This window comes from Mesorhizobium sp. P3_A8, assembly GCF_056402995.1.
Genome location: NZ_JBFUGI010000011.1, coordinates 58,639 through 81,199, shown reverse-complemented (window position 1 = coordinate 81,199; position 22,561 = coordinate 58,639). Strand labels below are relative to the sequence as shown.

General features: G+C 64.8%; 21 protein-coding genes and 2 pseudogenes. 17 read left to right on the top strand and 6 right to left on the bottom strand.

Going from position 1 to position 22,561, the window contains the following annotated elements; genetic code table 11:
• Nucleotides 1-381: 381 nt before the first annotated feature.
• Entirely contained in the window at nucleotides 382-1,263 is an 882-nt protein-coding gene (locus tag AC1DX4_RS24450; protein ID WP_477222742.1) for an aldo/keto reductase family oxidoreductase, read from the bottom strand.
• A 93-nt stretch (nucleotides 1,264-1,356) separates the two neighbouring features.
• Here AC1DX4_RS24450 and AC1DX4_RS24445 point away from each other — a divergent pair, with 93 nt between their 5' ends.
• Nucleotides 1,357-2,262 carry a LysR family transcriptional regulator gene (locus AC1DX4_RS24445; protein ID WP_477222741.1) on the top strand — a complete coding sequence of 302 codons (906 nt, stop codon included), beginning with the start codon at nucleotides 1,357-1,359 and terminating at the stop codon, nucleotides 2,260-2,262.
• Nucleotides 2,263-2,273: 11 nt separating this feature from the next.
• Here AC1DX4_RS24445 and AC1DX4_RS24440 read toward each other — a convergent pair.
• Nucleotides 2,274-3,158 (bottom strand): annotated as a pseudogene (locus tag AC1DX4_RS24440) (LysR family transcriptional regulator); the annotation flags it as partial.
• Nucleotides 3,159-3,357: 199 nt separating this feature from the next.
• On the opposite strand from AC1DX4_RS24440, the gene AC1DX4_RS24435 reads away from it, so the two are divergent.
• Nucleotides 3,358-4,191: an SDR family oxidoreductase gene (locus tag AC1DX4_RS24435; RefSeq protein ID WP_477222740.1), complete on the top strand. Its 834-nt coding sequence runs from the start codon at nucleotides 3,358-3,360 to the stop codon at nucleotides 4,189-4,191.
• Between the two features lie 276 nt (nucleotides 4,192-4,467).
• Here the strand turns inward: AC1DX4_RS24435 and AC1DX4_RS24430 are convergent, their stop codons facing one another.
• Nucleotides 4,468-4,977 (bottom strand): pyridoxamine 5'-phosphate oxidase family protein, encoded by a 510-nt coding sequence (locus AC1DX4_RS24430; RefSeq protein ID WP_477222739.1) that lies wholly within the window; start codon nucleotides 4,975-4,977, stop codon nucleotides 4,468-4,470.
• 448 nt (nucleotides 4,978-5,425) lie between these two features.
• Between AC1DX4_RS24430 and AC1DX4_RS24425 the strand changes: the two genes are divergently transcribed.
• The 10 genes from AC1DX4_RS24425 to AC1DX4_RS24380 all read left to right on the top strand — a co-directional run bounded on the left by AC1DX4_RS24425 (nucleotide 5,426) and on the right by AC1DX4_RS24380 (nucleotide 15,065).
• Nucleotides 5,426-7,339, top strand: a complete 1,914-nt coding sequence (locus AC1DX4_RS24425; RefSeq protein ID WP_477222738.1) for a diguanylate cyclase — start codon at nucleotides 5,426-5,428, stop codon at nucleotides 7,337-7,339.
• A gap of 66 nt (nucleotides 7,340-7,405) precedes the next feature.
• Entirely contained in the window at nucleotides 7,406-7,738 is a 333-nt protein-coding gene (locus tag AC1DX4_RS24420) for an ArsR/SmtB family transcription factor (RefSeq protein WP_477222737.1), read from the top strand.
• 82 nt (nucleotides 7,739-7,820) lie between these two features.
• The gene (gene arsB / locus AC1DX4_RS24415) at nucleotides 7,821-8,930 is read left to right on the top strand and encodes an ACR3 family arsenite efflux transporter (RefSeq protein ID WP_477222736.1); all 1,110 of its coding nucleotides are present in this window, start codon (nucleotides 7,821-7,823) and stop codon (nucleotides 8,928-8,930) included.
• Nucleotides 8,927-9,349 carry an arsenate reductase (glutaredoxin) gene (gene arsC / locus AC1DX4_RS24410; protein WP_477222735.1) on the top strand — a complete coding sequence of 141 codons (423 nt, stop codon included), beginning with the start codon at nucleotides 8,927-8,929 and terminating at the stop codon, nucleotides 9,347-9,349. Before arsB ends, arsC begins: the two co-directional genes overlap by 4 nt.
• A gap of 65 nt (nucleotides 9,350-9,414) precedes the next feature.
• Nucleotides 9,415-9,735, top strand: coding sequence for an ArsR/SmtB family transcription factor (locus AC1DX4_RS24405; RefSeq protein ID WP_477222734.1), 321 nt, complete (start codon nucleotides 9,415-9,417; stop codon nucleotides 9,733-9,735).
• A gap of 42 nt (nucleotides 9,736-9,777) precedes the next feature.
• A complete protein-coding gene (locus AC1DX4_RS24400; protein ID WP_477222733.1) occupies nucleotides 9,778-11,169 on the top strand; it encodes an NAD(P)-binding protein in 1,392 nt (463 codons plus the stop codon).
• Nucleotides 11,166-12,443, top strand: a complete 1,278-nt coding sequence (arsK, locus tag AC1DX4_RS24395) for an arsenite efflux MFS transporter ArsK (RefSeq protein ID WP_477222732.1) — start codon at nucleotides 11,166-11,168, stop codon at nucleotides 12,441-12,443. The genes AC1DX4_RS24400 and arsK overlap by 4 nt, the downstream gene beginning before the upstream one ends.
• 105 nt (nucleotides 12,444-12,548) lie before the next feature.
• Entirely contained in the window at nucleotides 12,549-13,742 is a 1,194-nt protein-coding gene (locus tag AC1DX4_RS24390) for an adenosylhomocysteinase (RefSeq protein WP_477222731.1), read from the top strand.
• Between the two features lie 43 nt (nucleotides 13,743-13,785).
• Complete coding sequence (locus AC1DX4_RS24385) at nucleotides 13,786-14,568, top strand: IclR family transcriptional regulator (RefSeq protein WP_477222730.1); 783 nt, start codon at nucleotides 13,786-13,788, stop codon at nucleotides 14,566-14,568.
• Nucleotides 14,565-15,065: an SRPBCC family protein gene (locus tag AC1DX4_RS24380; RefSeq protein WP_477222729.1), complete on the top strand. Its 501-nt coding sequence runs from the start codon at nucleotides 14,565-14,567 to the stop codon at nucleotides 15,063-15,065. Before AC1DX4_RS24385 ends, AC1DX4_RS24380 begins: the two co-directional genes overlap by 4 nt.
• Before the next feature lie 48 nt (nucleotides 15,066-15,113).
• On the opposite strand, the gene AC1DX4_RS24375 is transcribed toward AC1DX4_RS24380, so the two are convergent.
• Nucleotides 15,114-15,974, bottom strand: coding sequence for a helix-turn-helix transcriptional regulator (locus AC1DX4_RS24375; RefSeq protein WP_477222728.1), 861 nt, complete (start codon nucleotides 15,972-15,974; stop codon nucleotides 15,114-15,116).
• Between the two features lie 99 nt (nucleotides 15,975-16,073).
• Here AC1DX4_RS24375 and AC1DX4_RS24370 point away from each other — a divergent pair, with 99 nt between their 5' ends.
• Nucleotides 16,074-16,958, top strand: a complete 885-nt coding sequence (locus AC1DX4_RS24370) for an SDR family oxidoreductase (protein WP_477222727.1) — start codon at nucleotides 16,074-16,076, stop codon at nucleotides 16,956-16,958.
• Nucleotides 16,959-16,977: 19 nt separating this feature from the next.
• Here AC1DX4_RS24370 and AC1DX4_RS24365 read toward each other — a convergent pair whose 3' ends face one another.
• Entirely contained in the window at nucleotides 16,978-17,676 is a 699-nt protein-coding gene (locus AC1DX4_RS24365) for a RibD family protein (protein WP_477222726.1), read from the bottom strand.
• Nucleotides 17,677-18,006: 330 nt separating this feature from the next.
• Here AC1DX4_RS24365 and AC1DX4_RS24360 point away from each other — a divergent pair, with 330 nt between their 5' ends.
• From AC1DX4_RS24360 to AC1DX4_RS24345, 4 genes and pseudogenes are all read left to right on the top strand, one after another.
• Nucleotides 18,007-18,954, top strand: a complete 948-nt coding sequence (locus AC1DX4_RS24360; protein ID WP_475459377.1) for a substrate-binding domain-containing protein — start codon at nucleotides 18,007-18,009, stop codon at nucleotides 18,952-18,954.
• 305 nt (nucleotides 18,955-19,259) lie between these two features.
• Nucleotides 19,260-19,688 (top strand): annotated as a pseudogene (locus AC1DX4_RS24355) (ATP-binding cassette domain-containing protein); the annotation flags it as partial.
• Nucleotides 19,683-20,744 (top strand): sugar ABC transporter ATP-binding protein, encoded by a 1,062-nt coding sequence (locus AC1DX4_RS24350; protein WP_477222947.1) that lies wholly within the window; start codon nucleotides 19,683-19,685, stop codon nucleotides 20,742-20,744. The pseudogene AC1DX4_RS24355 and the gene AC1DX4_RS24350, both read left to right, overlap by 6 nt.
• A complete protein-coding gene (locus AC1DX4_RS24345) occupies nucleotides 20,741-21,754 on the top strand; it encodes an ABC transporter permease (protein ID WP_477222725.1) in 1,014 nt (337 codons plus the stop codon). The genes AC1DX4_RS24350 and AC1DX4_RS24345 overlap by 4 nt, the downstream gene beginning before the upstream one ends.
• Before the next feature lie 200 nt (nucleotides 21,755-21,954).
• Here the strand turns inward: AC1DX4_RS24345 and AC1DX4_RS24340 are convergent, their stop codons facing one another.
• Complete coding sequence (locus tag AC1DX4_RS24340) at nucleotides 21,955-22,533, bottom strand: flagellar basal body-associated protein FliL (RefSeq protein WP_477222724.1); 579 nt, start codon at nucleotides 22,531-22,533, stop codon at nucleotides 21,955-21,957.
• Nucleotides 22,534-22,561 lie beyond the last annotated feature (28 nt).

The following is a 22,561-nucleotide window of genomic DNA, read 5'->3' as shown; positions in this document are numbered from 1 at the left end:
TGGCAATGAATCATGCCTTGCAGATGCCGGTTCACGGCTCTGCGTCGGGTACGGCTCAAGCTGTCGCGACCGGTTGCGATGGGACCCCAACCCGCGCATCAACGCTCCGACCCGGCTTATGCTCCGCCAGGACCAGGCTCTTGCTTCCCCGCCAAATACTTCCAAGCACCAGATGCAATACATCTTATCCCTGTGGGCGCTGAAGTCCACTCCAAATGATAAAGCAAAGGCGGGAATTCGAAGTCTTGGTTCGACTTCGAATTCCCGCCTGTTGATCTTGGGATGTCGTCGTTTGGGTGGGGGTGCCGATATCGGAAGCGTGTCGGCCTCCCTTTGCCGGGCAGGAAACCCGCTGCCCGGCAAGAGGGTCTTCTAACCGCCTCAGGCGGCCGCCTTCTCACCCGCGATGCCGTTCAGCACATCGATCGCCTCGCGCGGCAGGTCGAGTTCGGCCGCCGCCAGGTTCTCACGGAGGTGGCCGACCGACGAGGTGCCGGGGATAAGCAGGATGTTGGGCGCGCGGCGCAGGAGCCAGGCGAGCGCCACCTGCATCGGGGTGGCGCCGAGTTTCCTGGCGACGCTGGCCAGCGTGTCCGACTGCAGCGGGGTGAAGCCGCCGAGCGGGAAGAACGGCACATAGGCGATGCCGGCAGCACCCAGCTTGTCGATCAGCGCATCGTCGTTGCGGTGGGCTATGTTGTAGAGGTTCTGCACGCAGACGATCGGCACGATGCGGCGCGCCTCCTCGACCTGGGTGAGGGTGACGTTGCTCAGCCCGATATGCTTGACAAGGCCCTGCTGTTGCAGTTCCGCCAGAACTGTCACCTCCTTGGCGATCGAGCCCTCGGACGGTTCATGCAGGCCGTCGGTGCGGCGGAAGTTCACCACGTCGATCGCATCGAGGCCGAGATTGCGCAAATTGTCGTGCACGGCCTGGCGGAGCTCGTCAGCGGCCATCGCCGGCAGCCATGCGCCCCTGTCGTCGCGGCGGGCGCCGATCTTGGTGACGATGGTGAGACCGGCAGGGTAGGGGTGCAGCGCCTCGCGGATGATCAGGTTGGTGACGTGCGGGCCATAGAAATCGCTGGTGTCGATGTGGTCGACGCCGCTGGCGATCGCCTCGCGCAGCACGGCGAGGGCGGCGTCACGATCCTTCGGCGGGCCGAAGGCGCCCGGTCCGGCCAGTTGCATGGCGCCGTAGCCGAGGCGTTTCACGGTGCGGTCGCCGAGCTTGAAAGTTCCGGCTTTGCTGATGTCGGTCATGGTCTCATCTCCTTTGGATCAGCCAGATATAGACAAGGCGCGCCTGCACGATAATATGGTGCAATCGGTACACCCTGTGCGGAAGGGCGAACAATGGCAACGGATCTCGGCGACCTCCAGGCATTCATGGCGGTGGCGCGCGCCGGCGGTTTTCGCGAGGCGGCCAGGGTGAGCAGCGTCAGCGCCTCCAGCCTCTCGGAGACGGTGCGGCGGCTGGAGACCGGGCTCGGCGTTCGGCTCCTCAACCGCACGACGCGCAGCGTCGCACCCACCGAGGCCGGCGCGCGGCTGCTGGAACGGCTCGGCCCGGCGCTTGGCGAAGTCGAGGCGGCGCTCGACGTGGTCAATGGCTTTCGCGGCCGCCCGGCCGGCACGCTGCGGCTCAACGTGCCCGTCGTCGCGGCGAAACTGGTGCTGCCGCGACTGTTGCCGCCTTTCCTTGCCGCCTATCCCGACATCAGGGTCGAAGTGACCGCCGAGGACAGTTTCGTCGACATACTGGCGAGCGGCTGCGACGCCGGCATCCGCTATGAAGAGCGGCTGGAGCAGGACATGATCGCGGTGCCGATCGGCCCTCGCCGGCAGCACTACGCCACTGCCGCCGCACCGGCCTATCTCGACCGGCATGGCCGGCCCGAGCACCCGCGCGACCTGCTCGATCACGCCTGCCTGCGCGGACGCTTCGCCAGTGGCCTGACGCCGCCCTGGGAATTCGAACGCGACGGCGAGGTGGTGAGCGTCGAACCGACCGGCCCGCTGCTGGTCAGCACCGGCACGGCCATGGCGCTGGCGCTCGAGGTGTCGATCGCCGGCGGCGGCATCGTCTCGCTGTTCGAGGACTGGCTGCGCCCCTATTTCGACGATGGCCGGCTGGAACCGGTGCTCGAGCCGTGGTGGCAGGAGTTTTCCGGCCCGTTCCTCTACTACCCCGGCCGCCGCCTGACACCGGCGCCGCTGCGCGCCTTCATCGATTTTGTCGGCACGATGCGCTGGGGTTGAGGTGTGGAATGGTGGCGAAGCGCCTCGAGAACGAGAGCGAAGGCCGGTGAAGGCTGGCGGCGGCCCGGATAGTAGAGGTGATAGCCCGGGCGTGGTGTGCACCAGTCGTCCAGGACGCGCAGCAGCCGGCCGGCGGTGATATCAGGCTCGACCACGTCCAACGGCAGATAGGCAAGCCCCAATCCGTCGAGCGCCGCTTGTCGTATCAGGCTTATGGAATTGAACACGGCGCGACCCTGGACGCGGGCCTTCAATTCGCGGTCATCGTTGCGAAATTCCCAGATATAGAAACCGCCATGCGTCGGCAGACGCATGTTGATGCACTGGTGCTCGGTGAGGTCCTGCGGCGTGCCCGGGAGCGCCCGGCCTTCGAAGTAAGCCGGTGCGCCAACCACCGCCTGTTGGAAATCAGGACCGATGCGCATCGCGATCATGTCCTTGTCCACCTGTTCGCCAAGTCGCACGCCGGCGTCGTAGCGTTCCGCCACGATGTCGATCAAACCATAGTCCGAAATGATCTCGACGTTCACATCCGGGTAGTTGGGCAGCAACCGAGCCATGGCCGGCCAGAGGATGGTTTCAGCGGCGTGCTCGACGGAATTGATCCTGACCGTGCCGGCCGGCTTGTCGCGCATTTCCCCCAATGCCTGGATGTCGCGTTCGATTTCATCGAACCTTGGTCCGATGCTGCTTAGAAGCCTCTCGCCGGCCTCCGTCAGGGCGACGCTGCGGGTCGTGCGGGTCAGAACTCGGAGGCCAAGCCGCTCCTCCAGGGTGCGGATCGTATAGCTCAAGGCAGACTGCGATACGCCGAGCCTGGCAGCCGCCCTGGTGAAACTCTGCTCACGGGCGACCGCGATGAAGGCCAGAAGGTCGTTCACATTCTGCCTTCGCATTCATCAATCCCATTTCTAGGTTCATGCCGATAATACCATCTAATCCCGTTTCGTAGCAGGGGCTACCTAAAGCGCGTCGCGTCGAAACGGATTCATGCGACACGCTTTAGGTCTTTGTTTTTATGCATGTCGTCGTCCCAAAACCGAGGTCACTTTTGGGCGACATGCATTAGCCCCATCAACGAAGGGATTTCGGAACATGAGCAAAGTTTGGTTCATCACGGGCGCCGGGCGAGGCATGGGCCTGCATATTGCCAGGGCAGCGCTCGCCGCCGGCCATCAGGTGGTCGCTACCGGCCGCAATACGGACAAGGTGGCGAAGGCGGTCGGTCAATCGGACAGGCTTCTGGTGGTCAAGCTGGACGTCACCAGCAGCGCCGACGCGCAAACGGCTGCCAAGGCCACCATCGAACGCTTTGGCCGCATCGACGTCCTGGTCAACAACGCGGCCAGCTTCCAGGCCGGCTATTTCGAGGAACTGTCGCCTCGGCAGATGGACCTGCAACTGGCCACGAGCCTTGTCGGCCCGATGAATGTCACCCGCGCTTTTCTGCCCGCGATGCGCAAGCAGGGATCGGGCAGGATCATCTCGATCTCATCGACGGCGGGCCTTATGGGTTACGAATTCTGCACCGCCTATTCGGCGTCCAAGTTCGGTCTCGACGGCTGGATGGAAGCGCTGCAGGTCGAGGTCTCGCCGTTCGGGATCGAGACAATGATCGTCAATCCAGGCTTCTTCCGCACCGAACTTCTCACCGAGGAATCGACCCAGTATGCCGATCTCGCGATCGCGGACTACAGCGCGCGCCGTGCGCAGCAGGAGGCCTTCTGGACCGGTGCGAACAGCACACAGGGCGGCGACCCCGCAAAACTGGCGCAGGCCCTGATCACGCTGGACAAGGAGGCCGCGCTTCCCCGGCGCTTCCTGGCCGGCGCCGATGCCATCGCCACGGCTGAGCAGAAGATCGCGACATTGCAGAAGCAGATCGAAGCCTATCGCGAGTTGTCGAGCTCACTGGCTATCGAGCCTTGATTGAAATTCCATTGGCGTCGCAGGCACTCTTACCTGCGTTCAGATTGCGCCTGTGCCGCCATTGGCACCAAATACGCTTCCATCGGTATAAGTAATTTCGCCCTAACCAAGCAGGACGAAAAGTGCCGCATGCTCTGCCGGCTGACCCGCCTGACCGAGGGGGTATCCTGGCCGAACTCGTCCATTTTCCCCGGCAACTGCCCCCCAGCAACCTGCAACGGCGTCGTCGCGGGATCGCACATATGTGGCTCCGACAAGTGATAGCGGTCTATCTTTTCAGAGATCGACCTTGGCATTGTCGCCCACATTCGGCTTGGAACCGGTGACAGCCGCAAACACCATCTTTGCAGTTGCCACGATCAGTCCTGGGCTGTCCCACAGTTCGCCCTCGTCAGGTGTGACCGTTATCAGACGAATTTCGGGATCCTCGGCGTTGTCCCACCATGCCGCGTCAGTCTTCTCCCACAACTCGGCGATTTTTTTCCTGTCATTGTTCACTGCGGCAGCACCGGAGATAGTGACGTATTTGTAGTGACTGCTGTCACTCCAGGCCAACGTAACCTTCGGATATTTCGACAGCTGTTTGTTCTTGGCACTGTCGTCATTCACGAGAAAGTAGATGGCGTTTTCTTCGCGGAACACGCGCGCGGAGAGCGGCCTGGCTCGATTGTATTCGCCGTCCCACGTCACAAACATGCAGACGTCGATTTCCTTGGCGAGCTGCCAGATGCGATCAGTCGCCTCGGCTGGAGTCAGATCCGTCTGTTGCTCTTGACGCTTGGCCATAAACTGTCCTCCGGGGATTGGATTGCGCTGGTACAACTCGCGTCCGGCCGCGACGTTCCCTGGGGAATTTCGTTGAGTGGTGTTCGTAATAATTAACAACCCGGCGGCGAGCAAAGCTGGCCAGTGTCAGCGACTATCAACACTGATTAGTGGGTTCGATTGCTGATGCCGGTGCGAGCAGAACCGGTGCGAACGGCACGGGTAATCCCTGCCGCGAGCGTCAAACTGCCGGGTCGAAACAGATTCAACCGGCGCGCTTAAGTGTCTGTTCTCATGCTGGAATGCATGTCGTCGCGCAAAGCTGCAGCCGGTCGGTGGTGATCCCGGCTATCCCAGGGAAACCATATTCCAAACAATCCAAAGCCGGTCCGTAACGCTTTGTTTCCTTGCCCGGCGTATCCACGGGGGCCGCGTCGCGCATGGCCGACGTGCGATGGACGTGTGAAGCATGGGTTCGCCCTGGTCCGAATTGCTGGCCAATCTTGCGGTCGTTGCGATGTTCGTTTCGGTCTGGATCCACACGCATGTGTGGCTGGATCGCAGGCCGGCCGTTGTAAAGGCTGCGGCCTTCGGCCTGCTGATGGGCGCCGGCGCCATCATCCTGATGCTGACGCCGATGCAGTTGCAGCCGGGCGTCATGGTCGATCTCCGGGCGACGATGATTGCGGTTGCCGGCTTCTTCGGTGGTCCTGTTGCCGGCATTGTCGCCGGCGTCATGGCCGGCGCCTTCCGGGTTTTCGAGGGTGGCATCGGCGCCTTCGCCGGCGCGGTCGGGATCGCGGCCACCATGCTGATCGGCATTGCCGGCAATCTTGCGCTGAGGGGCCGCGCCCCCACCATGCGCGATATCATGATCCTGGGTGCGGCGGCCGCGTGCGGTTCGCTGCTTGGCCTTAGTGTCCTGCCGCGGTCCATTATCGAGACGGTCCTGCCAAAAGTGGTGTTCCCCTCCAGCCTGCTCATCTTTGTCTCCGTGGCGATGTCGGGGCTGGCGATCTACCAGGAGCGGCGGCGCCTGGAAGCGCTGCAGTCGAGGCGCATCTTCAAGGCCGTTGTCGAGACGCTGCCCGATTGCCTCAACGTCAAGGATCTCGACGGGCGGTTCATCGCCGCCAATCCGGCAACGGCCGAACTGATGCAGGCGGCAAACGCGAAGGCGCTGATCGGCAAGACGGATTTCGATTTTTATCCCCGGGAAACGGCGCAGGAATTCCGCGCGGACGAGCTTGCGGTGTTGGCATCGGGCGTCTCCACCACCATCGAGCAGCGCCTGCACCATGAGGACGGCACCGATGCCTGGCTGGCGACGCTGAAGGCGCCGTTTCGCGACAGGACCGGGGCCGTCATCGGCCTGATCACGCACAATCGCGACATCACCCAGCGCAAGCAACTGGAGACCGAACTGGCGGAAAGCCAGGCCAGGCTCGGAGACGCGCTGACGCATATGGCCGACGGCCTGGTGATGTTCGACCCCGACGGCAGGCTGATGCTGTGCAACGCCCAGTACCGCGCGCTGTTTCCGAAGACCGCCGACATCAGGGTGCCGGGTTCAAACCACCGCGACATCTTGCGCGCCTCGGTTGCACGCGGCGAAAGCGTCACGCCGCCCGACGCGGCCGAGGACTGGATCGCCGACATCATGGTCTTGCAGACGCAGGCCAGCCACCGCCAGGTGCGGCTTGCCGACGGGCGCTGGCTGGATGTGCGGACCCGTCCGACCGGCGATGGCGGCAGCCTCAGCGTGTTTTCCGACATCACCGAGGCCAAGCAGATCGAGGCCGAACTGCTGGCCGCCAACGAGAAGCTGAACCTGCTGGCGCACCGCGACGGGTTGACCGAACTGTTGACGCGGCGCGCCTTCGACGACGCGCTGGCGCGCGAATTCGCCCGCGGCCGGCGCAACATCACGCCGCTCAGCCTGCTCATCATCGATGTCGACTGGTTCAAGCGCTTCAACGACCAGTATGGCCATCCGGCGGGCGATGAATGCCTGCGCGCCGTCAGCCGCTGCATCGAGGCGACGGCGCGGCGGCCGGCCGACGCGGCGGCCCGCTATGGCGGCGAGGAGTTCGCGATCGTCCTGCCCGAAACCGACGCGCGGGGCGCCTTCGTCATCGCCGAAACGCTGCGGGGCAAGGTGCGCGAGCTCGGGCTTGCGCATGCCGGCAGCGAAAAGGGCGTCGTGACCGTCAGCATCGGGGTCGGCACCTTCGACGGCAGTGCTGATATCGAGATCGCCGATCTGCTGCGGCGCGCCGACGAGGCGCTTTACGGCGCCAAGGCCGCGGGGCGCGACCGCGTGCATGGCTGGCGCCCGCATCTCAGCGAACCACGCTCGACGGGTTCCCAGCGCAAAGCGTGAGCCCTGGCTGTCATATCGATGTCATCGTCGGTTGCTATTAATCCATAAATCTGGATATATGGATTTATGGACAAGACAACAGCATTGCTGGCGCTCGCAGCACTCGGCCAGGAAACCAGGCTGGAGGTGTTCCGGCTTCTGGTCCGGGCCGGGGCCGAGGGTGTGCCGGCCGGCGAGATCGCCACAAGGCTGGGCACGGTGCAGAACACCATGTCGGCGCATCTGAAGATACTCGGCCAGGCCGGGCTGGTGCATGCCGAACGCGACGGGCGCAGCATCCGCTACACGGCCGACATGACCGGATTTCGCGATCTGCTGGCCTATCTGATGGAGGATTGCTGCAACGGCGCGCCGGAGCTTTGCCAGCCGATCATCCAGGCGATGACCTGCAAATGTTGAGGTGGTCGGTTCGCCCTGCGGAAGCGACTGGACGAGATCGGCCGCAACCTGCCCAAGGCAGGCTGAGCCTGGAGGAATCACAATGTCAGATCACATTCTGAATGCCGGTGAAACGGCGCGGCCGAGCATCGGCTTCGTCGAAAAATACCTCACGGTGTGGGTGGCGCTGTGCATCGTCGCTGGTGTTGCCCTCGGCCATCTGCTGCCGGGGGTGTTCGGCGCGATCGCGTCCGCCGAAATCGCCAAGGTCAACATCCCCGTCGCCGTGCTGATCTGGCTGATGATCGTGCCGATGCTGCTGCGTGTCGATTTCGCCTCGTTGGCCGGCGTCGGCACGTATTGGCGAGGGATCGGGGTCACGCTGTTCATCAACTGGGCGGTGAAGCCGTTTTCCATGGCGCTGCTGGGCTGGCTCTTCATCGGCTGGCTGTTCCGGTCCTGGTTGCCAGCCGCGCAAATCGATTCCTACATAGCCGGGTTGATCATTCTTGCAGCCGCACCTTGCACGGCCATGGTGTTCGTCTGGTCGAACCTTACGCGCGGCGAGCCGAACTTCACGCTGTCGCAGGTGGCGCTCAACGACGCGATCATGATCGTTGCCTTCGCGCCCATCGTCGGCCTGCTGCTTGGGCTGTCGGCGATCACCGTGCCATGGGGCACGCTGGTGCTATCGGTTGCCCTTTACATCGTCCTGCCGGTGCTCGTTGCCCAACTGGTTCGCTGGCGGTTGCTGGCGGCTAAGGGGCAAGGCGGGCTCGATGCGCTGCTGGCAGCATTGCAGCCCTTGTCGCTGATTGCCCTGCTGGCGACGCTGATGCTCTTGTTCGGTTTCCAGGGCGAGCAGATCATCGCCCAGCCGATGGTGATCGCGCTGCTGGCGGTACCGATCCTGATCCAGGTCTATTTCAACTCCGGTCTGGCCTATATGCTCAACCGGCTCTCCGGTGAGCGGCATTGCGTGGCCGGACCATCGGCCCTGATCGGTGCATCGAATTTCTTCGAACTGGCGGTCGCAGCCGCGATCGCGCTTTTCGGGCTGAATTCGGGTGCGGCACTGGCAACCGTTGTGGGTGTGCTGATCGAAGTTCCCGTCATGCTTTCCGTGGTGTGGATCGTGAACCGAAGCAGGGGTTGGTACGAACAGGGGGCCGCCGTCCGCAACACCGCGTCTCGCGAAAGGACACCGCAATGACCATCACCATCTATCACAACCCGGCCTGTGGCACGTCGCGCAACACGCTGGCGATCATCCGCCAGTCCGGCGAGGAACCGGAGGTGATCGAATATCTGAAGACACCGCCGTCGCGCGAAAAACTCGTCGAACTGATCGAGGCGATGGCGATGACCCCGCGCGACCTGCTGCGCGAGAAGGGCACGCCCTATGCGGAACTCGGCCTTGGCGATGCCAAATGGAGCGACGACGAGATTCTTGATTTCATGCTGGCGCATCCGATCCTGATCAACCGGCCGATCGTGGTGACGCCGCTCGGCGTCGTGCTCGCCCGGCCATCGGAAGCGGTGCTCGATATCCTGCCCAACCCGGATATCGGCCCGTTCATCAAGGAGGACGGCGAGGTCGTCGTCGATGCCGGCGGCAAGCAGGTCATCTGAGTCCTATTTCGGTATTTTTCGAAATAAGGCTTGACGACTCTTGTCGCTGGCGGCATGTTATTTCCATGAAACTCGAACAAGCAGCGAAGCAGTTGGAAGCGCTCGGCAATCCGACGCGGTTGAATCTCTATCGCATCCTGGTCCGGGCCGGCGAGGCGGGCCGGCCGGTCGGCTTCCTGCAGGAGAGCCTCGGCATCGCCGCCTCGACGCTGTCGCACCATCTGCACCGGCTGATCCTGACCGGGCTGGTCAGCCAGGAGCGGCAGGCGACGACGCTGATCTGCCGCGCCAACTATCCCATGATGAACGACCTCATCGGCTTCCTGGCCGACGAATGCTGCGCCGATGTGGCTTGCAATCCGGCGGCTGGTGACGCGGCCGCATAATTTTTTGCCTGTTATTTCGATAATACTGGAAGGATAGAAGCTATGGCCACACAAAACGATCTGCCCATCGCTGTCATCGGCGCCGGCCCGGTTGGCCTGGCGGCCGCCGTTCATCTCTTGGCCCGGGGCCTGCCGGTAAAGCTCTATGAGGCCGGCAGCGGTGTCGCGGCCAATTTGCGCGATTGGGGCCATGTCCGCGTGTTCACGCCCTGGCGCTATTGCGTCGACAAGGCGGCCGGCCGGCTGCTCGAAAGCCATGGTTGGCAGATGCCGGACGCGGAAGCGTTTCCGACAGCCGATGAACTCGTCGCGGATTATCTCGAACCGCTCGCCAATCTGCCGGAACTTGCGCCGGCGATCGAAACCAATGCGCGTGTCGTCGCCATATCGCGCTGGGGCGCCGACAAAGTGCGCGGCAGTGAGCGCGCGACGCGGCCCTTCATGCTCGTCGTCGAAACCGCCGATGGTATCAGGCGTGACAGCGCCCGGGCCGTCATCGACGCCTCGGGGACATGGCGCACGCCCAATCCGCTCGGCGCCGGCGGTATCGCGGCGGAGGGCGAGGCGGAATTCGCTGGTCGCATCGCCTACGGCATTCCGGATGTCCTGGGTCGCGACCGCACGCTCTATGCCGGCCGCACGACACTGGTTGCCGGTTCCGGCCACTCAGCGGCCAACGCCTTGCTCGACCTTGCCAGCCTGGCGGAGGCCGAGCCCGGCACGGCCTTCATCTGGGCGGTGCGTGGAACCGACCTCGTGCGCATCTATGGTGGCGGCGACGCCGACCAACTGCCGGCGCGCGGCGAACTCGGCGCCGATGTGCGCGACCTCGCCGAAAGCGGCCGCGTCAGGCTGGCGACGGGCTTTGCGACGCTTGCGATCCGAGAGCATGAGGGTCGGCTGATCGTCGAGGGGCAAAGCGAGGAGGGCTTGGCTCAACTTGGCCCCGTCGACCGCATCATCGCCGCGACCGGTCAGCGCCCTGACCTGTCGCTGACCCGGGAGCTCAGGCTCGATCTCGATCCGTGGTTGGAAAGCGTCAAGGCGCTCGGTCCGCTCATCGATCCCAACGAGCATTCCTGCGGCGACGTGCCGCCGCACGGCCATCGCGAGCTCGGCCATCCGGAACCCGGTTTCTACACGGTTGGCATCAAGAGCTATGGCCGTGCGCCGACTTTCCTGCTGTTGACCGGCTACGAGCAGGTCCGCTCGGTCGCGGCGGCGATCGCCGGCGACATGGCGGCGGCCGATGCGGTGCAACTGGTGCTGCCCGAAACCGGTGTCTGCACCGTGCCGGCAGGCCGCGCATCGCAGGGTTGTTGCGGCGGGCCGGCGCCGGCGGCGATCGATGCCTGCTGCGTCGCGGATGCCGACGCCAAGGCCGCCGGCAAAAGCGGTTGCGGCTGCACCGGCAAGATGGAAGCCGCCGCGTGAGCGACGGCAAGATCCCTGCCTCGGCCATCTGGGCGCTGGGTGCCACCCAGATCATCGGCTATGGCACGCTCTATTACAGCTACAGCATCCTGGCGCCGGCGGTGGCGGCGGAGCTCGCCTGGTCGCAGCAATGGGTGTTCGCCGTGCTGTCGGTGTCGCTCTTGGCAAGCGCCATCCTGGCGCCGTTCGCGGGCAACCTCGCGGACCGTGTCGGGGCAGGGCGCCTGATGGTGCTGGGATCGTTGGCGGCGGCGGGGGCGCTGCTTTTATGCGCGCTGGCGCCGGGACGTGCCGGCTTTGCCTTCGGCGTGCTGGCCATGGAGCTCGCCTCCTGCTTCGTCCTTTACAGCACGGCCTTCGTCGCCATCGTGCAACTCGGCGGCGCGGGCCGCGGCATCACTCATCTCACCTTGATCGCTGGCTTCGCCTCGACCCTGTTCTGGCCCCTGACGACGCTGCTGCACCAGCATCTTGGCTGGCGCGAGGTTCTCGTTCTCTTTGCCGCGCTCAACGCCTTTGTCTGCCTGCCGATCCATTGGTGGCTGGCCCGGCTTTCCGGCCGCACCGGCAAGGCCCGGGAGAGGATCGTTCCGGTCACATCAGGCATGTCTGGCCCCGCGTCCGGCCAGCGATGGTCGCCGCTGTTCATGCTGGTGCTGACCGGATTTGCCATAGAAGGCTTCATGCTTTCGGCTGTTCTCGTGCAGATGGTGCCGCTGCTCAGCATGGTCGGTCTCGGCGGAGCCTCGGTGCTGGTCGCAAGCCTGTTTGGCCCGTCGCAAGTGGCGAGCCGGCTGGTCAACATGCTGTTCGGCCGGGGCCTGACACAGACATCGCTGGCGCTCGGCGCGACCGCAGCATTGGCCGGCGGCCTTGCGGTGCTGCTGCTGGTGGCGCCCTCGGTTCCCGGCGCCATGCTGTTTGCCGTGCTTTTCGGCTTCGGCTCGGGCCTGATGAGCATCGTCGGCGGCACGCTGCCGCTCGAACTGTTCGGCCATGAACGCTACGGTTCCTATGTCGGGTGGATCACGGCGGCGCGGCAGTTCAGTTCCGCCTTCGCCCCGTTCGGCCTCACCTTGATGATATCGGGCCTCGGCGTTTTCCCGGCCTTGTGGCTGAATGTCGTGGTCGGTCTGTTCGGCATCACGGCCTTCACCGCCGTCGCGCTGATCAGCCGGCAATCGCGCAGGGGTCAAATAGGTGGCGCGACCGATCCGGCCGCGCCGAACGCGGCGCCGCTCGGAACGGCAATGGCCTCCCCGCATTCGCAGTAATCAGGCACGCCTTGCGCGAATGACGCCCCAAGCGCCGGGGCTTGACGATCTTCCGTGCATCCCGTCATATGCAAAAAACTTTTTTGTATGTGTTGGAGACTTTGAATGACCCAGGTCAATCCGGCGAATGCGGAACTGATCGAGCGCGGCCGCGGCCGTGTCGCCTGGATCCGCTCGCGCATGGCGATGCTGGCCACGCTGCGTGAGGAGTTCCGCGCCAGCCGCCCTTTCGCCGGCAAGCGCATCGGCATGTCGCTGCATATCGAGCCGAAGACGGCGGTGCTGCTCGAAGTGCTGGCCGAAGGCGGCGCCGAGATAATCGGCACCGGCAATCACGGTTCGACGCAGGACGATGTCGTCGCCTTCCTGCAGAGCCAGGGCATCGGCGTGTTCGGCCGCCGCGCCGATACGCTCGCCGACCATCATGCCAATCTGGCGCGCGTGCTGGACGCACAGCCCGACATGCTGCTCGACAATGGCGCTGACCTTGCCGCCGGCATTGTCGAACGCGGCAGGGCGGCGTCCATCCTGGGCGGCACCGAGGAGACGACGTCGGGCGGCGACCGGCTGCGCGGCGAGCTGGCCGGCAAGGTGCCGTTCCCCTCCATCGTCATCAATGACAGCCCACTGAAGGCGATCGGCGAGAACAAGCACGCGGTCGGCCAGTCGGTGGTCGAAAGCTTCATGCGTGTCACCAATCTGATGATCCCCGGCCGCCGCTTCTGCATCATCGGCTATGGCTGGTGCGGGCGCGGCATCGCCCAATATTTGCGGGCGCTCGGCGGCCGCGTGGCGGTCGTCGAGGTCGACGAGATCAAGGCGCTGGAGGCGGCCCTCGACGGCTACCGGGTGGCGCCGCTGGCGGAACTGGCACCGTGGGCGCAGGTGTTCATCACCGCCACAGGTCGGGCCGGCGTGCTGCCGGCCGAGGCGATCGCCGCCATGCAGGATGGCGCGGTGCTGGCCAATTCCGGGCACTTTCCGTGGGAGATCGACACCGAGGGTCTCGCCGCCATGACGACCGGCACCACCGATCTGGACGGTACCTTGCGGCGTCTCGACCTCGCCAATGGCCGCCATGTCATCCTCGTCGCCGAAGGGCGCATGTTCAACCTTGCCGGCGTCGAGCCGAAGGGCAATTCGATCGAATCCATGGATATCGGCTTCATGCTGCAGGCGCTGTCGCTGGAGCGGGTACTGAAAGGCGAGGGGCTGGCGGCGGGCGCGCAGCCGGTGCCCGACGACATCAACCGGCGCATCGCCCGGCTGATGATGGCTACGATGGGGGCGGCATGCTGACTATACTTGCCCACAATTCCTGATTCTGATCCTGGAAAGCTGCATGGCTGGCAAAATTGCTGACGCGCCGGACTATTCGGTACCGGCCCTGGAAAAGGCGTTCGACATCATCGAACTGCTGGCCGAGCAGAAGGACGGGCTGAACCAGGGCCAGATTTCCGAAGCGGTCGGCCGCTCGATCCACCAGATCTACCGCGTGCTGCAGGCGCTGGAGCGGCGCGGCTACATTTTTCGCGATCGCCCGGCCGGACTCTATTTCCTGTCGCCGCGCCTGTTCGAACTGGCGCACCGGCACGAGCCGTTGCGCGGCCTCGTCCAGGCGGCGCTGCCGTCGATGCGGCGGCTGTCGGACGCCATCCAGCAATCCTGCAATCTCGGCGTCCACAATGCTGGACGGGTGCTGATCCTGGCGCAGGTGGAAAGTCCGGCGGCGTTCGGTTTCCGCGTGCGCGTCGGTGCCGAGTTTCCGCTGTTTGCCACCGCCACCGGCCGCACGCTGATGGCGTTCCAGCCGCAGGACAGAGTCAATCAATGGCTGCAAGCCTCTGGCATCCCTGATGAAAAGGCCGATGTCGAGCGCGCGCTTGCCCGCATCCGTGCTGCCGGCCACGAGGAGGTGGCGGACGGGTTGCAGCCGGGCGTCATCGATCTTGCCTTTCCGGTCATCGGGCCGTTCGGCCATTCGGTCGCGGCACTCACCGTGCCCTATGTAGCGACCAGCTACAGCATGCTCGACCTTGCCACCGTGCGCCGCCATGCCGCGCGGGCGGCGCAGGAGATCGGGCTGGTGCTGGCGCCCGAGCCATCAGCCCAAAGCGCGCCATGACCGATCCCTCCGAACCAATCGTCAAGACCGTTGCCATTGGCGCCGCGCCGGCCAAGCTCTGGCGGGTGCTGACGGCACCCGAAATGATCCCGCAATGGATGTCGGACGAAGAGCTGACCGTCAGCCTGGAGGGACATGAGGGCGGCGCGATCGTGATCCGTGGGCTGCTGCATGGCATGCCATTCGAGAACCATGGCACCGTCCGCGCCTTCGAGCCCGAGAAGAGTTTCGCCTACAGCAATTGGAGCACGCTGTCGGCCTCGCGGCTGGCGGATATGCCGGAAAACCACACGCTGGTCAGCTTCGCCCTGGCGCCGGCGGATGGGGGAACGCTGCTGACGCTGACGCTCAGCGATTTCGCCGAGCCGGCGATCCGCCCGCATGCCGATCTCTATTGGGGGCCGACCTTGCAGATCCTGAAGGCGGTGTGCGAGCGGCGCTGGGCAAGGACGGCCGCCATCGCAGCGACGCCGGTCTTCACTCCCTGGGGCGCTTAGAACAGTTCACCGTTTCACGGAAACGGCGAACCGCTCTAAGTCCTTTTTTTACGCAATTCCGGACGGAAAACCGTTCACACTTTTTCCTGGAATTGCTCTAGCCAACGCGCGGATACGGTCGGCGACCTTGCTGTCGATCGGGTTGTAGACGGTCAGGTTCAAATCCGGTCTGCCGTCGACCGCGAAGGATGAGTATTCCAGCTCGATGTCACCCAGTTCCGGGTGCTTCAGGCGCTTTGTTCCGTCGCCATGGGCGAGCACGTCGTTCTCCTGCCACAACTCAGCGAACTCGGCGCTGCCGCTGCACAGTTCGTCCACCAACTGGGTGACCTCGGAGACCGCGCCGGCGCGCGCCGCATCGGCGCGGAAGGCGCCGACCACGAAACGGGCGAGGTTTTGCCAATCGTGCTGCTTGGCGCGGATGTGGGGCGTCAGGAACATGAAGCGCAGGACGTTGCGTCGGCCGGCGGGGATGCTGCCATAATCGGTCAGCACGATCTCGGCGGCGCGGTTCCAGGCAACGACGTCCCAGGTCGCGGTCTTGATCAAGGCAGGGCTGGCATCGAGCGTGTCGATGAGGCGCTGCAGCCGCGGGCTGACGCCTTCGTCGCCCCGGTAACGGACCTCGGGCGGGCGCCCGAGCCCGAGCATGAAGAGATGTTCGCGCTCCGCCTCGGTCAAAAGCAGTCCCTTGGCGATGCGGTTCAGCACATCGGCCGAAGGCGCGCCGCCACGGCCCTGTTCCAGCCAGGTGTACCAGGTCGGGCTGATGTTGGCGCGCTGGGCGACCTCTTCGCGGCGCAGCCCCGGCGTGCGCCGGCGGCCGGAGAAGCCGAACGAAGAGGGATCGAGCCGGGTGCGCCGGTCCTTCAGGAAGGCAGCGAGCGTGCCGGGGGAATTGGTGGGCATTCTGTCGCCATCCTGTTAGCAATTATACCATGATAAGATCACTACTTTAATGGAATAATAGACCGTCGATATTACGCAGGCAACTGCAGGAGATTTTGCATGCGTATCTTTCTCACCGGCGCGACCGGTTTCATCGGCTCGGCCATCGTTCCCGAACTCATCCAGGCCGGCCATCAGGTGGTCGGCGTCACCCGCTCCGATGCCGGCGCCGAGGCACTCACCGCCGCCGGCGCCGAGGTGCATCGGGGAACCCTTGAAGAGCCAGACGGTCTGCGCGACGGCGCGGCCAAGGCGGACGCCGTGATCCACACCGCCTTCGATCATGATTTTTCGCGCTTTGCCGAGAACTGCGAAAAGGACAAGCGCGTGATCGCCGCCCTCGGCGCCGCCCTTGCCGGATCCGACCGGCCGCTGGTGATCACATCAGGCGTCGGCATGGGCAGCCCCGGCCACGGCCAGCCGGCGGTCGAGGACGTCTTCAACGCCAGCCATCCCAATCCGCGCATCGCCTCGGAACTCGCCGGAAATGCCTTGCTGGAGGCTGGCGTCAACGTGTCCGTGGTGCGCCTGCCGCAGGTCCACAATCCGGTCAAGCAGGGGCTGATCACGCCGCTGATCGAGATCGCGCGTGAAAAAGGTGTTTCGGCCTATGTCGGCGAAGGCAGCAACCGCTTTTCTGCTGGGCATCTTCTCGACGCGGCGCGGCTTTACCGGCTTGCAGTGGAAAAGCGCCAGCCCGGCGCGCGCTACCACGCGGTCGGCGAGGAAGGCGTCGAGGTGCGTGCCATCGCCGAGGCGCTCGGCCGAGGGCTGAAATTGCCGGTCGTTTCCATCGCGCCGGAAAAGGCGGCGGAGCATTTCGGCTGGATGGCGATGTTCGCGCCGATGGACCTGCCGGCCTCCAGCGCGCTGACCCAGGCACGGCTCGGCTGGCATCCGACCGGCCCGACGCTGATCGCCGATCTCGACGCCATGCGATATTGAGGCGCTGACAAAGCGGGCTTCAGCAGGGGCTGACGGCGTAGCGCAGATGGATGAGCCCATGTGCGAGGGTTTCGCAGCTTGTCAGCGACAACTGCATCTTGCCCGCCAGGCCGCTTTCGCCGAACTCGGCAAAACCCTGGTTTGCCGCCCGCGCATCGAGCGCGGGCGCGACGAGCAGGCTGAGTTCGTCGACAAGCCCGGCTGCGAAGAAGGAGCCGTTGATGCCGGCGCCGCCTTCGAGCAGCAGCCGGCTTATGCCGAGTTCTTGCGCCAGCACATCGAGCACCGCGGCGAGGTCGATATCAGCCGTTTCCGACACGATGTAGGACACGCCGTCGGCGGCCAGCTCGGCCAGATGGCTGTCGGAGACGCCGTGCCCGAGCAGCACCACGACATGGTCGCCGCCGACATCGGGCTTGGCAAAGTGGAGCTTGCCCGAGGCATCGAGCGCCACGGCAAAGCTGCCCGCATCGCGTTGGGCGAAATGGTGCGGCCGCTCGACCTTGCCGAATTGCGCCGGCGGGTGCGCGCCGGCCTTGCTCATCTCCGCCATGGTGACACGGCCGACGATCCAGCCGTCACCTTCGAGATCGCCGTGGATCTGCTCGTAGAGGCTTGACCACTCCGCCCGGGTCCCGTCCGGGCTCGTGGTGTAGCGGCTCGGATGCAGGCTGCCGTCGAGCGAGGCGAGCATATGGCAGATGATGCGCGGCTTCATGCAATTCTCCGGAGATGGGCTGGGCGTGGTTCAAACTAGGGCCGTGGCCGGAGAATGGAAGCCGGACAGGCCGGCTCGGTCAAAATTCCGACAATTCCGATAATTGGCCATCAAACACTGTTATATCGATGTTGCACAAATGGTTGACCCTGGGTTAGCATCCATTTGCTGATGCCGATGGGAGGCAGTTTTTGCAACGGATATCAGCTGGAGCGGCATGCGCTGTCTTGCGCACGGAGGATGCTCCAACACTTTGAACCGACGCATGATCCCTTCTCAGGACCGATCCCGGTCTTGGGGATTATGCGTCTCTGTGGAGGAGGATCAACCATGAACAGACGCGAATTCCTGATGACGTCCGTGGCGGCGGGCGCGATGATGCTGGCCGCGCCTTCGGCATTCGCCGAGGACAAGCTCACCATACTGGGCTCGGTGCCCAATCTCGGCTTTCCGTTCTTCGTGCACATGCTGAACGAGATCAAGGCGGAAGCCGCAGCCCAGGGCGTCAACCTGACCGAAAGCGACGGCCAGAACTCGGCCACCAAGCAGACCGCGGATATCGAGGCCGCACTTGTGCAGAAGGTCAACGCTATCGTCATCTCGCCGCTCGACGTCAACGCGCTGGCGCCGGCCATCGAGGAAGCGGTCAAGGCCGGCGTTCCGGTGGTGACGATCGACCGCCGCGTCGACGGCGTCGAGGGCATTCTGGCCCATGTCGGCGCCGACAATGTCAAGGGCGGCGAGGCCGAGGCGCAGGCCATGGTGGCGGCGTTCCCCAATGGCGCCAAGCTGTTCCATCTGCAGGGCCAGCCGGGTGCGGGACCTGCGATCGACCGCAACAAGGGCGTGCACAATGTGCTCGATCCGCTGAAGGACAAGTACCAGATCATCTTCGAGCAGACCGCCAACTTTGCGCGGGCCGAAGCGCTGTCGGTGACCGAAGCCGGCCTTGCCGCCAACGGCAAGCCGGACGCCATCATCTGCGCCAATGACGACATGGCGCTCGGCGCGCTCGAAGCGTGTGCTGCGCGCAACTTCACCGACGTCAAGATCTACGGTTTCGACGCGCTGCCCGAGGCGCTGGTTGCCGTGCGCGACGGCAAGCTCGCCGGCACGGTCGAACAGTTCCCCGGCCAGCAGTCGCGCACCGCCGTGCAGATCGCGGTCGCCTACGCCAAGAACAAGACCGAGCCGAAGGAGAAGCTGGTGCTGTTGACGCCGATCGTCATCGGCAAGGACAATCTTGATAAGGCGGAGAGGTTGAGCGAGACGAAGTAGGGGATTGGAGAGGCCGGCGGGACAGCACCCCCCTCTGCCCTGCCGGGCATCTCCCCCGCAAGGGGGGAGATTGGCTGTTCATTCTGCTTTCGCCAAAACGTTGCAGGACAAGCGCCGTCAAAGACACTGCCGATCTCCCCCCTTGCGGGGGAGATGTCCGGCAGGACAGAGGGGGGTGTTCAAGCGCGACGGGACCAGCATGAACCGCATCGAGGAAGCAATCATTGGCTGAAGCCGCACCCGTCCTGCTCGCCGTCGAGGGCGTCACCAAGCATTTTTCCGGCGTCACCGCGCTGAGCGACGTCTCGCTCGACATCCGCCCCGGCGAAATCCTCGGCCTGCTGGGCGAAAACGGCGCCGGCAAATCGACGCTCTTGAAAATCCTGTCGGGCGTCATGCCGCCGTCCAGCGGGCGCATCACTTTCGATGGCGCCGACTACGCGCCATCGAGCCCGCAGGATGCCAAGCGGCTCGGCATCGTCACCATCTACCAGGAGCTCAGCCTGATCCCGACGCTGACGGTGGCGGAGAATATCTTCATCGGCCGCGCGCCGGTCGGGCCGCTCGGGCTGGTCAACTGGCGGCGGATGGAGGCGTCGTCGCGAGAAATCATCGCCCGCGTCGGCCTTTCCATCGACCCGATGACGCCGGTGTCGGCGCTGTCGGTGGCCGAACAGCAGCTGGTCGAGATTGCCCGCGCGCTGTCGCTGAAGAGCCGGCTGATCATCATGGACGAGCCGACCTCGGCGCTGACCGAGACCGAGGTGCAGCGGCTGCTGTCGATCATGGACCGGCTGCGCCAGGACAAGGTCGCCATCATGTTCGTCACTCACCGGCTGGAGGAGGCGTCCGCCATCTGCGACCGCATGACGGTGCTGCGCGACGGCCGGCTGGCCGGCCATCTCGACCGCCAGGGCGGGCCGATCCAATTGCCGCGGATCATCGAGAAGATGGTCGGCCGCGCTGCCTCCGAACTTTACGCGCGGCCGGCGCAGCGTGCCGTCGCCGGCGATGTCGTGCTGTCGGTGCGCGGTCTGCGCACCGTGCGCGATCCGGAGGCGCCGCATGCCATCGTGCTCGACGGTGTCGACATCGATCTCAAGGCCGGTGAAATCCTCGGCGTTGCCGGCCTCGTCGGCTCCGGCCGCACCGAGCTGGCGCGCGCCATTTTCGGCGCCGACCGGATCGCGGCGGGCACCATCACGCTCGACGGCAAACAGATCGCCCCGGCCTCGCCGGCCGATGCGATCGCGCTCGGCATCGGCCTGGTGCCGGAAGACCGCAAGCACCAAGCGATCTTTGCCGCGCTAGGCATCCTGCCGAATTTCTCGGTCGCCTCGCTCGGGCGCTTCAGCAACGGTTTTGGCTTCATGGCCGAGCGGCGCGAGCGCGATGCGCTGTCGGGTTTCAGAAAGATGCTGTCGATCCGCATGGCCTCGGCCGAGCAGGCGATCGAGGGCCTGTCGGGCGGCAACCAGCAGAAGGTGATCCTGGCGCGCTGGCTGGCGCGCGATCCAAAAGTGCTGATCGTCGACGAGCCGACGCGCGGCGTCGATGTCGGTGCCAAGGCGGAGGTGCACCAGATTCTGGTACAGCTTGCGGCGCGCGGCATTGCGGTGATGATGATCTCGTCCGAACTGCCCGAAGTGCTGGCAGTGTCGGACCGCATCGTCACCATGCGGCGGGGCCGCATCACCGGCGAGATGCCGGGCGTCGAGGCGAACGAGGAACGATTGATGGAACTGATGGCGCTCGACAGGAAGCCACAGGACGAGAGGCAGGCACGATGAGCGTGACGGAACAGAGCGAGCGTGGCGGCATCAATTTCGCCCGGCTGTTGATGAGTTTCGGGCCGCTGCTGTTCCTGGCGGCGCTGATCGTCGTTTTCACCGTGCTGAAGCCAAGCTTCATGGATCCGATCAATTTGTTCAACATCACGCGGCAGATCTCGATCACCGGGCTGATCGCGCTCGGCATGACCTTCGTTATCCTCACCGCCGGCATCGACCTGTCGGTCGGCTCGCTGCTCGCCTTCTGCGGCATGGTCGCCGCCGTCGTCGCCAAGGGCGGCACCGCCAACACACTGTCGCTGTCGACGTCAGGCACGCAAGGCTATGGCTGGTTCGCGGCACTGCTCGCCGCCGTCATTGTCGGCGCTGCGGCCGGTGGCGTGCAGGGGCTTGCCATCACCAGGCTGAAAGTGCCGCCCTTCGTCGTCACGCTGGGCGGGCTGACGGTGTTTCGCGGGCTGACGCTGACCATCTCCAATGGCGGCCCGATCTCGGGCTTCGACGCCTCGATGCGCTGGTTCGGCACCGGCCTGATCGGCCCGGTGCCGGTGCCGGCGATCATCTTCGCCATTGCCGCCATCCTGTGCCACATCGTGCTGCGCTACACGCGCTATGGCCGCGCCGTCTATGCCGTCGGCGGCAATGCCGAGGCCGCACGGTTGTCAGGCCTGCGCGTCGACCGCATCCTGGTCTCGGTCTATGTCATCGTCGGCTTCTTCGCCGGCCTTGCCGCCTTCGTGCTGTCGGCGCGGCTGAATTCGTCCGAAGCGGTTGCCGGCATCGGCTACGAACTGACGGTGATTTCGGCCGTCGTCATCGGCGGCACCTCGCTGTTCGGCGGCATCGGCTCGGTCGGCGGCACAGTGGTGGGTGCGGCGCTCATCGGCGTGCTGCAGAACGGGCTGCAGTTCAACAATGTGTCGTCCTACACGCAGAGCATCGTGATCGGGCTGATCCTGATCCTGGCGGTGGCGTTTGATCGCTGGCTGAAGTCGAGGGTGCGAAGGTGAGGAGAGGTTTGCGCCCAGGCACCCCCCTCTGTCCTGCCGGACATCTCCCCCGCAAGGGGGGAGATCGGATGTCATGACGGCCTTCGCTAAGCGCTAACGTTGCAGGAAGAGCCACAAGGCTGAAACTGCCAATCTCCCTCCTTGCGGGGGAGATGGCCGGCAGGCCAGAGGGGGGTGCCTCGCGCCAGCCGAAATCCATTTCACCCCGGCAGCTTCTCCTCAATCACCCGCGCCGAATCCGGCACCAGCTGCCCGCCATGATCAAAGCGCAGCACCACCACCCAGTTGAAGACATCGTCAGGCCATTTGCCGTTCGGCAGCAGCGTCTTGGGGTCGGCGCCGAAGGCCTTGATGAGTTTGGCCAGCTGGCCGTGATGCCAGGCGATCAGGATCGACTTGCCGTGGCTTTCGGTCGACAGCGCGGCGACCAGGTTCTGGACTTCGTGGTCGGCGAAGCGCTGGTCGATCGGCAATTTCAGGGCCTGGCTGAGCGGCGTCAGCGTCAGTCGTTCGCGCGCGCTGTTTTTGGAATCGGCGCTGGCCACCAGCATGTCGGGCCGGAACGGTGTGCCGTCGAGCATGAAGGGCTGGAAATAGGCGACATAGGCTTGCGCGCGGGCTTCGCCTGCGGGCGACAGGCCGGGGCCGCTGTCGGGCTTTTCGCCATGGCGCACGATCAGCACCGTGGTGTCGGCAAGCCCGGTCGTGCTGTCGCCGGCGGCGTGGGCGGACAAGCCAAACGCCATCACCCACAGGGCGGCGAGAACAAAGCGATTCATGGTGGTCCTTCCCTGGTTTTCGAAGCAC

Coding starts and splice junctions, on each gene's coding strand:
- AC1DX4_RS24365 (WP_477222726.1), bottom strand. CDS start 17,676: ATGAAGCCGCGCATCATCTGCCATATGCTCGCCTCGCTCGACGGCAGC.
- AC1DX4_RS24400 (WP_477222733.1), top strand. CDS start 9,778: ATGGCCACACAAAACGATCTGCCCATCGCTGTCATCGGCGCCGGCCCG.
- AC1DX4_RS24450 (WP_477222742.1), bottom strand. CDS start 1,263: ATGACCGACATCAGCAAAGCCGGAACTTTCAAGCTCGGCGACCGCACC.
- AC1DX4_RS24375 (WP_477222728.1), bottom strand. CDS start 15,974: ATGCCCACCAATTCCCCCGGCACGCTCGCTGCCTTCCTGAAGGACCGG.
- AC1DX4_RS24345 (WP_477222725.1), top strand. CDS start 20,741: ATGAGCGTGACGGAACAGAGCGAGCGTGGCGGCATCAATTTCGCCCGG.
- AC1DX4_RS24445 (WP_477222741.1), top strand. CDS start 1,357: ATGGCAACGGATCTCGGCGACCTCCAGGCATTCATGGCGGTGGCGCGC.
- arsB (WP_477222736.1), top strand. CDS start 7,821: ATGTCAGATCACATTCTGAATGCCGGTGAAACGGCGCGGCCGAGCATC.
- AC1DX4_RS24405 (WP_477222734.1), top strand. CDS start 9,415: ATGAAACTCGAACAAGCAGCGAAGCAGTTGGAAGCGCTCGGCAATCCG.
- AC1DX4_RS24360 (WP_475459377.1), top strand. CDS start 18,007: ATGAACAGACGCGAATTCCTGATGACGTCCGTGGCGGCGGGCGCGATG.
- AC1DX4_RS24380 (WP_477222729.1), top strand. CDS start 14,565: ATGACCGATCCCTCCGAACCAATCGTCAAGACCGTTGCCATTGGCGCC.
- AC1DX4_RS24350 (WP_477222947.1), top strand. CDS start 19,683: ATGGACGAGCCGACCTCGGCGCTGACCGAGACCGAGGTGCAGCGGCTG.
- AC1DX4_RS24425 (WP_477222738.1), top strand. CDS start 5,426: ATGGGTTCGCCCTGGTCCGAATTGCTGGCCAATCTTGCGGTCGTTGCG.
- AC1DX4_RS24370 (WP_477222727.1), top strand. CDS start 16,074: ATGCGTATCTTTCTCACCGGCGCGACCGGTTTCATCGGCTCGGCCATC.
- AC1DX4_RS24435 (WP_477222740.1), top strand. CDS start 3,358: ATGAGCAAAGTTTGGTTCATCACGGGCGCCGGGCGAGGCATGGGCCTG.
- arsC (WP_477222735.1), top strand. CDS start 8,927: ATGACCATCACCATCTATCACAACCCGGCCTGTGGCACGTCGCGCAAC.
- AC1DX4_RS24420 (WP_477222737.1), top strand. CDS start 7,406: ATGGACAAGACAACAGCATTGCTGGCGCTCGCAGCACTCGGCCAGGAA.
- AC1DX4_RS24430 (WP_477222739.1), bottom strand. CDS start 4,977: ATGGCCAAGCGTCAAGAGCAACAGACGGATCTGACTCCAGCCGAGGCG.
- AC1DX4_RS24340 (WP_477222724.1), bottom strand. CDS start 22,533: ATGAATCGCTTTGTTCTCGCCGCCCTGTGGGTGATGGCGTTTGGCTTG.
- AC1DX4_RS24385 (WP_477222730.1), top strand. CDS start 13,786: ATGGCTGGCAAAATTGCTGACGCGCCGGACTATTCGGTACCGGCCCTG.
- AC1DX4_RS24390 (WP_477222731.1), top strand. CDS start 12,549: ATGACCCAGGTCAATCCGGCGAATGCGGAACTGATCGAGCGCGGCCGC.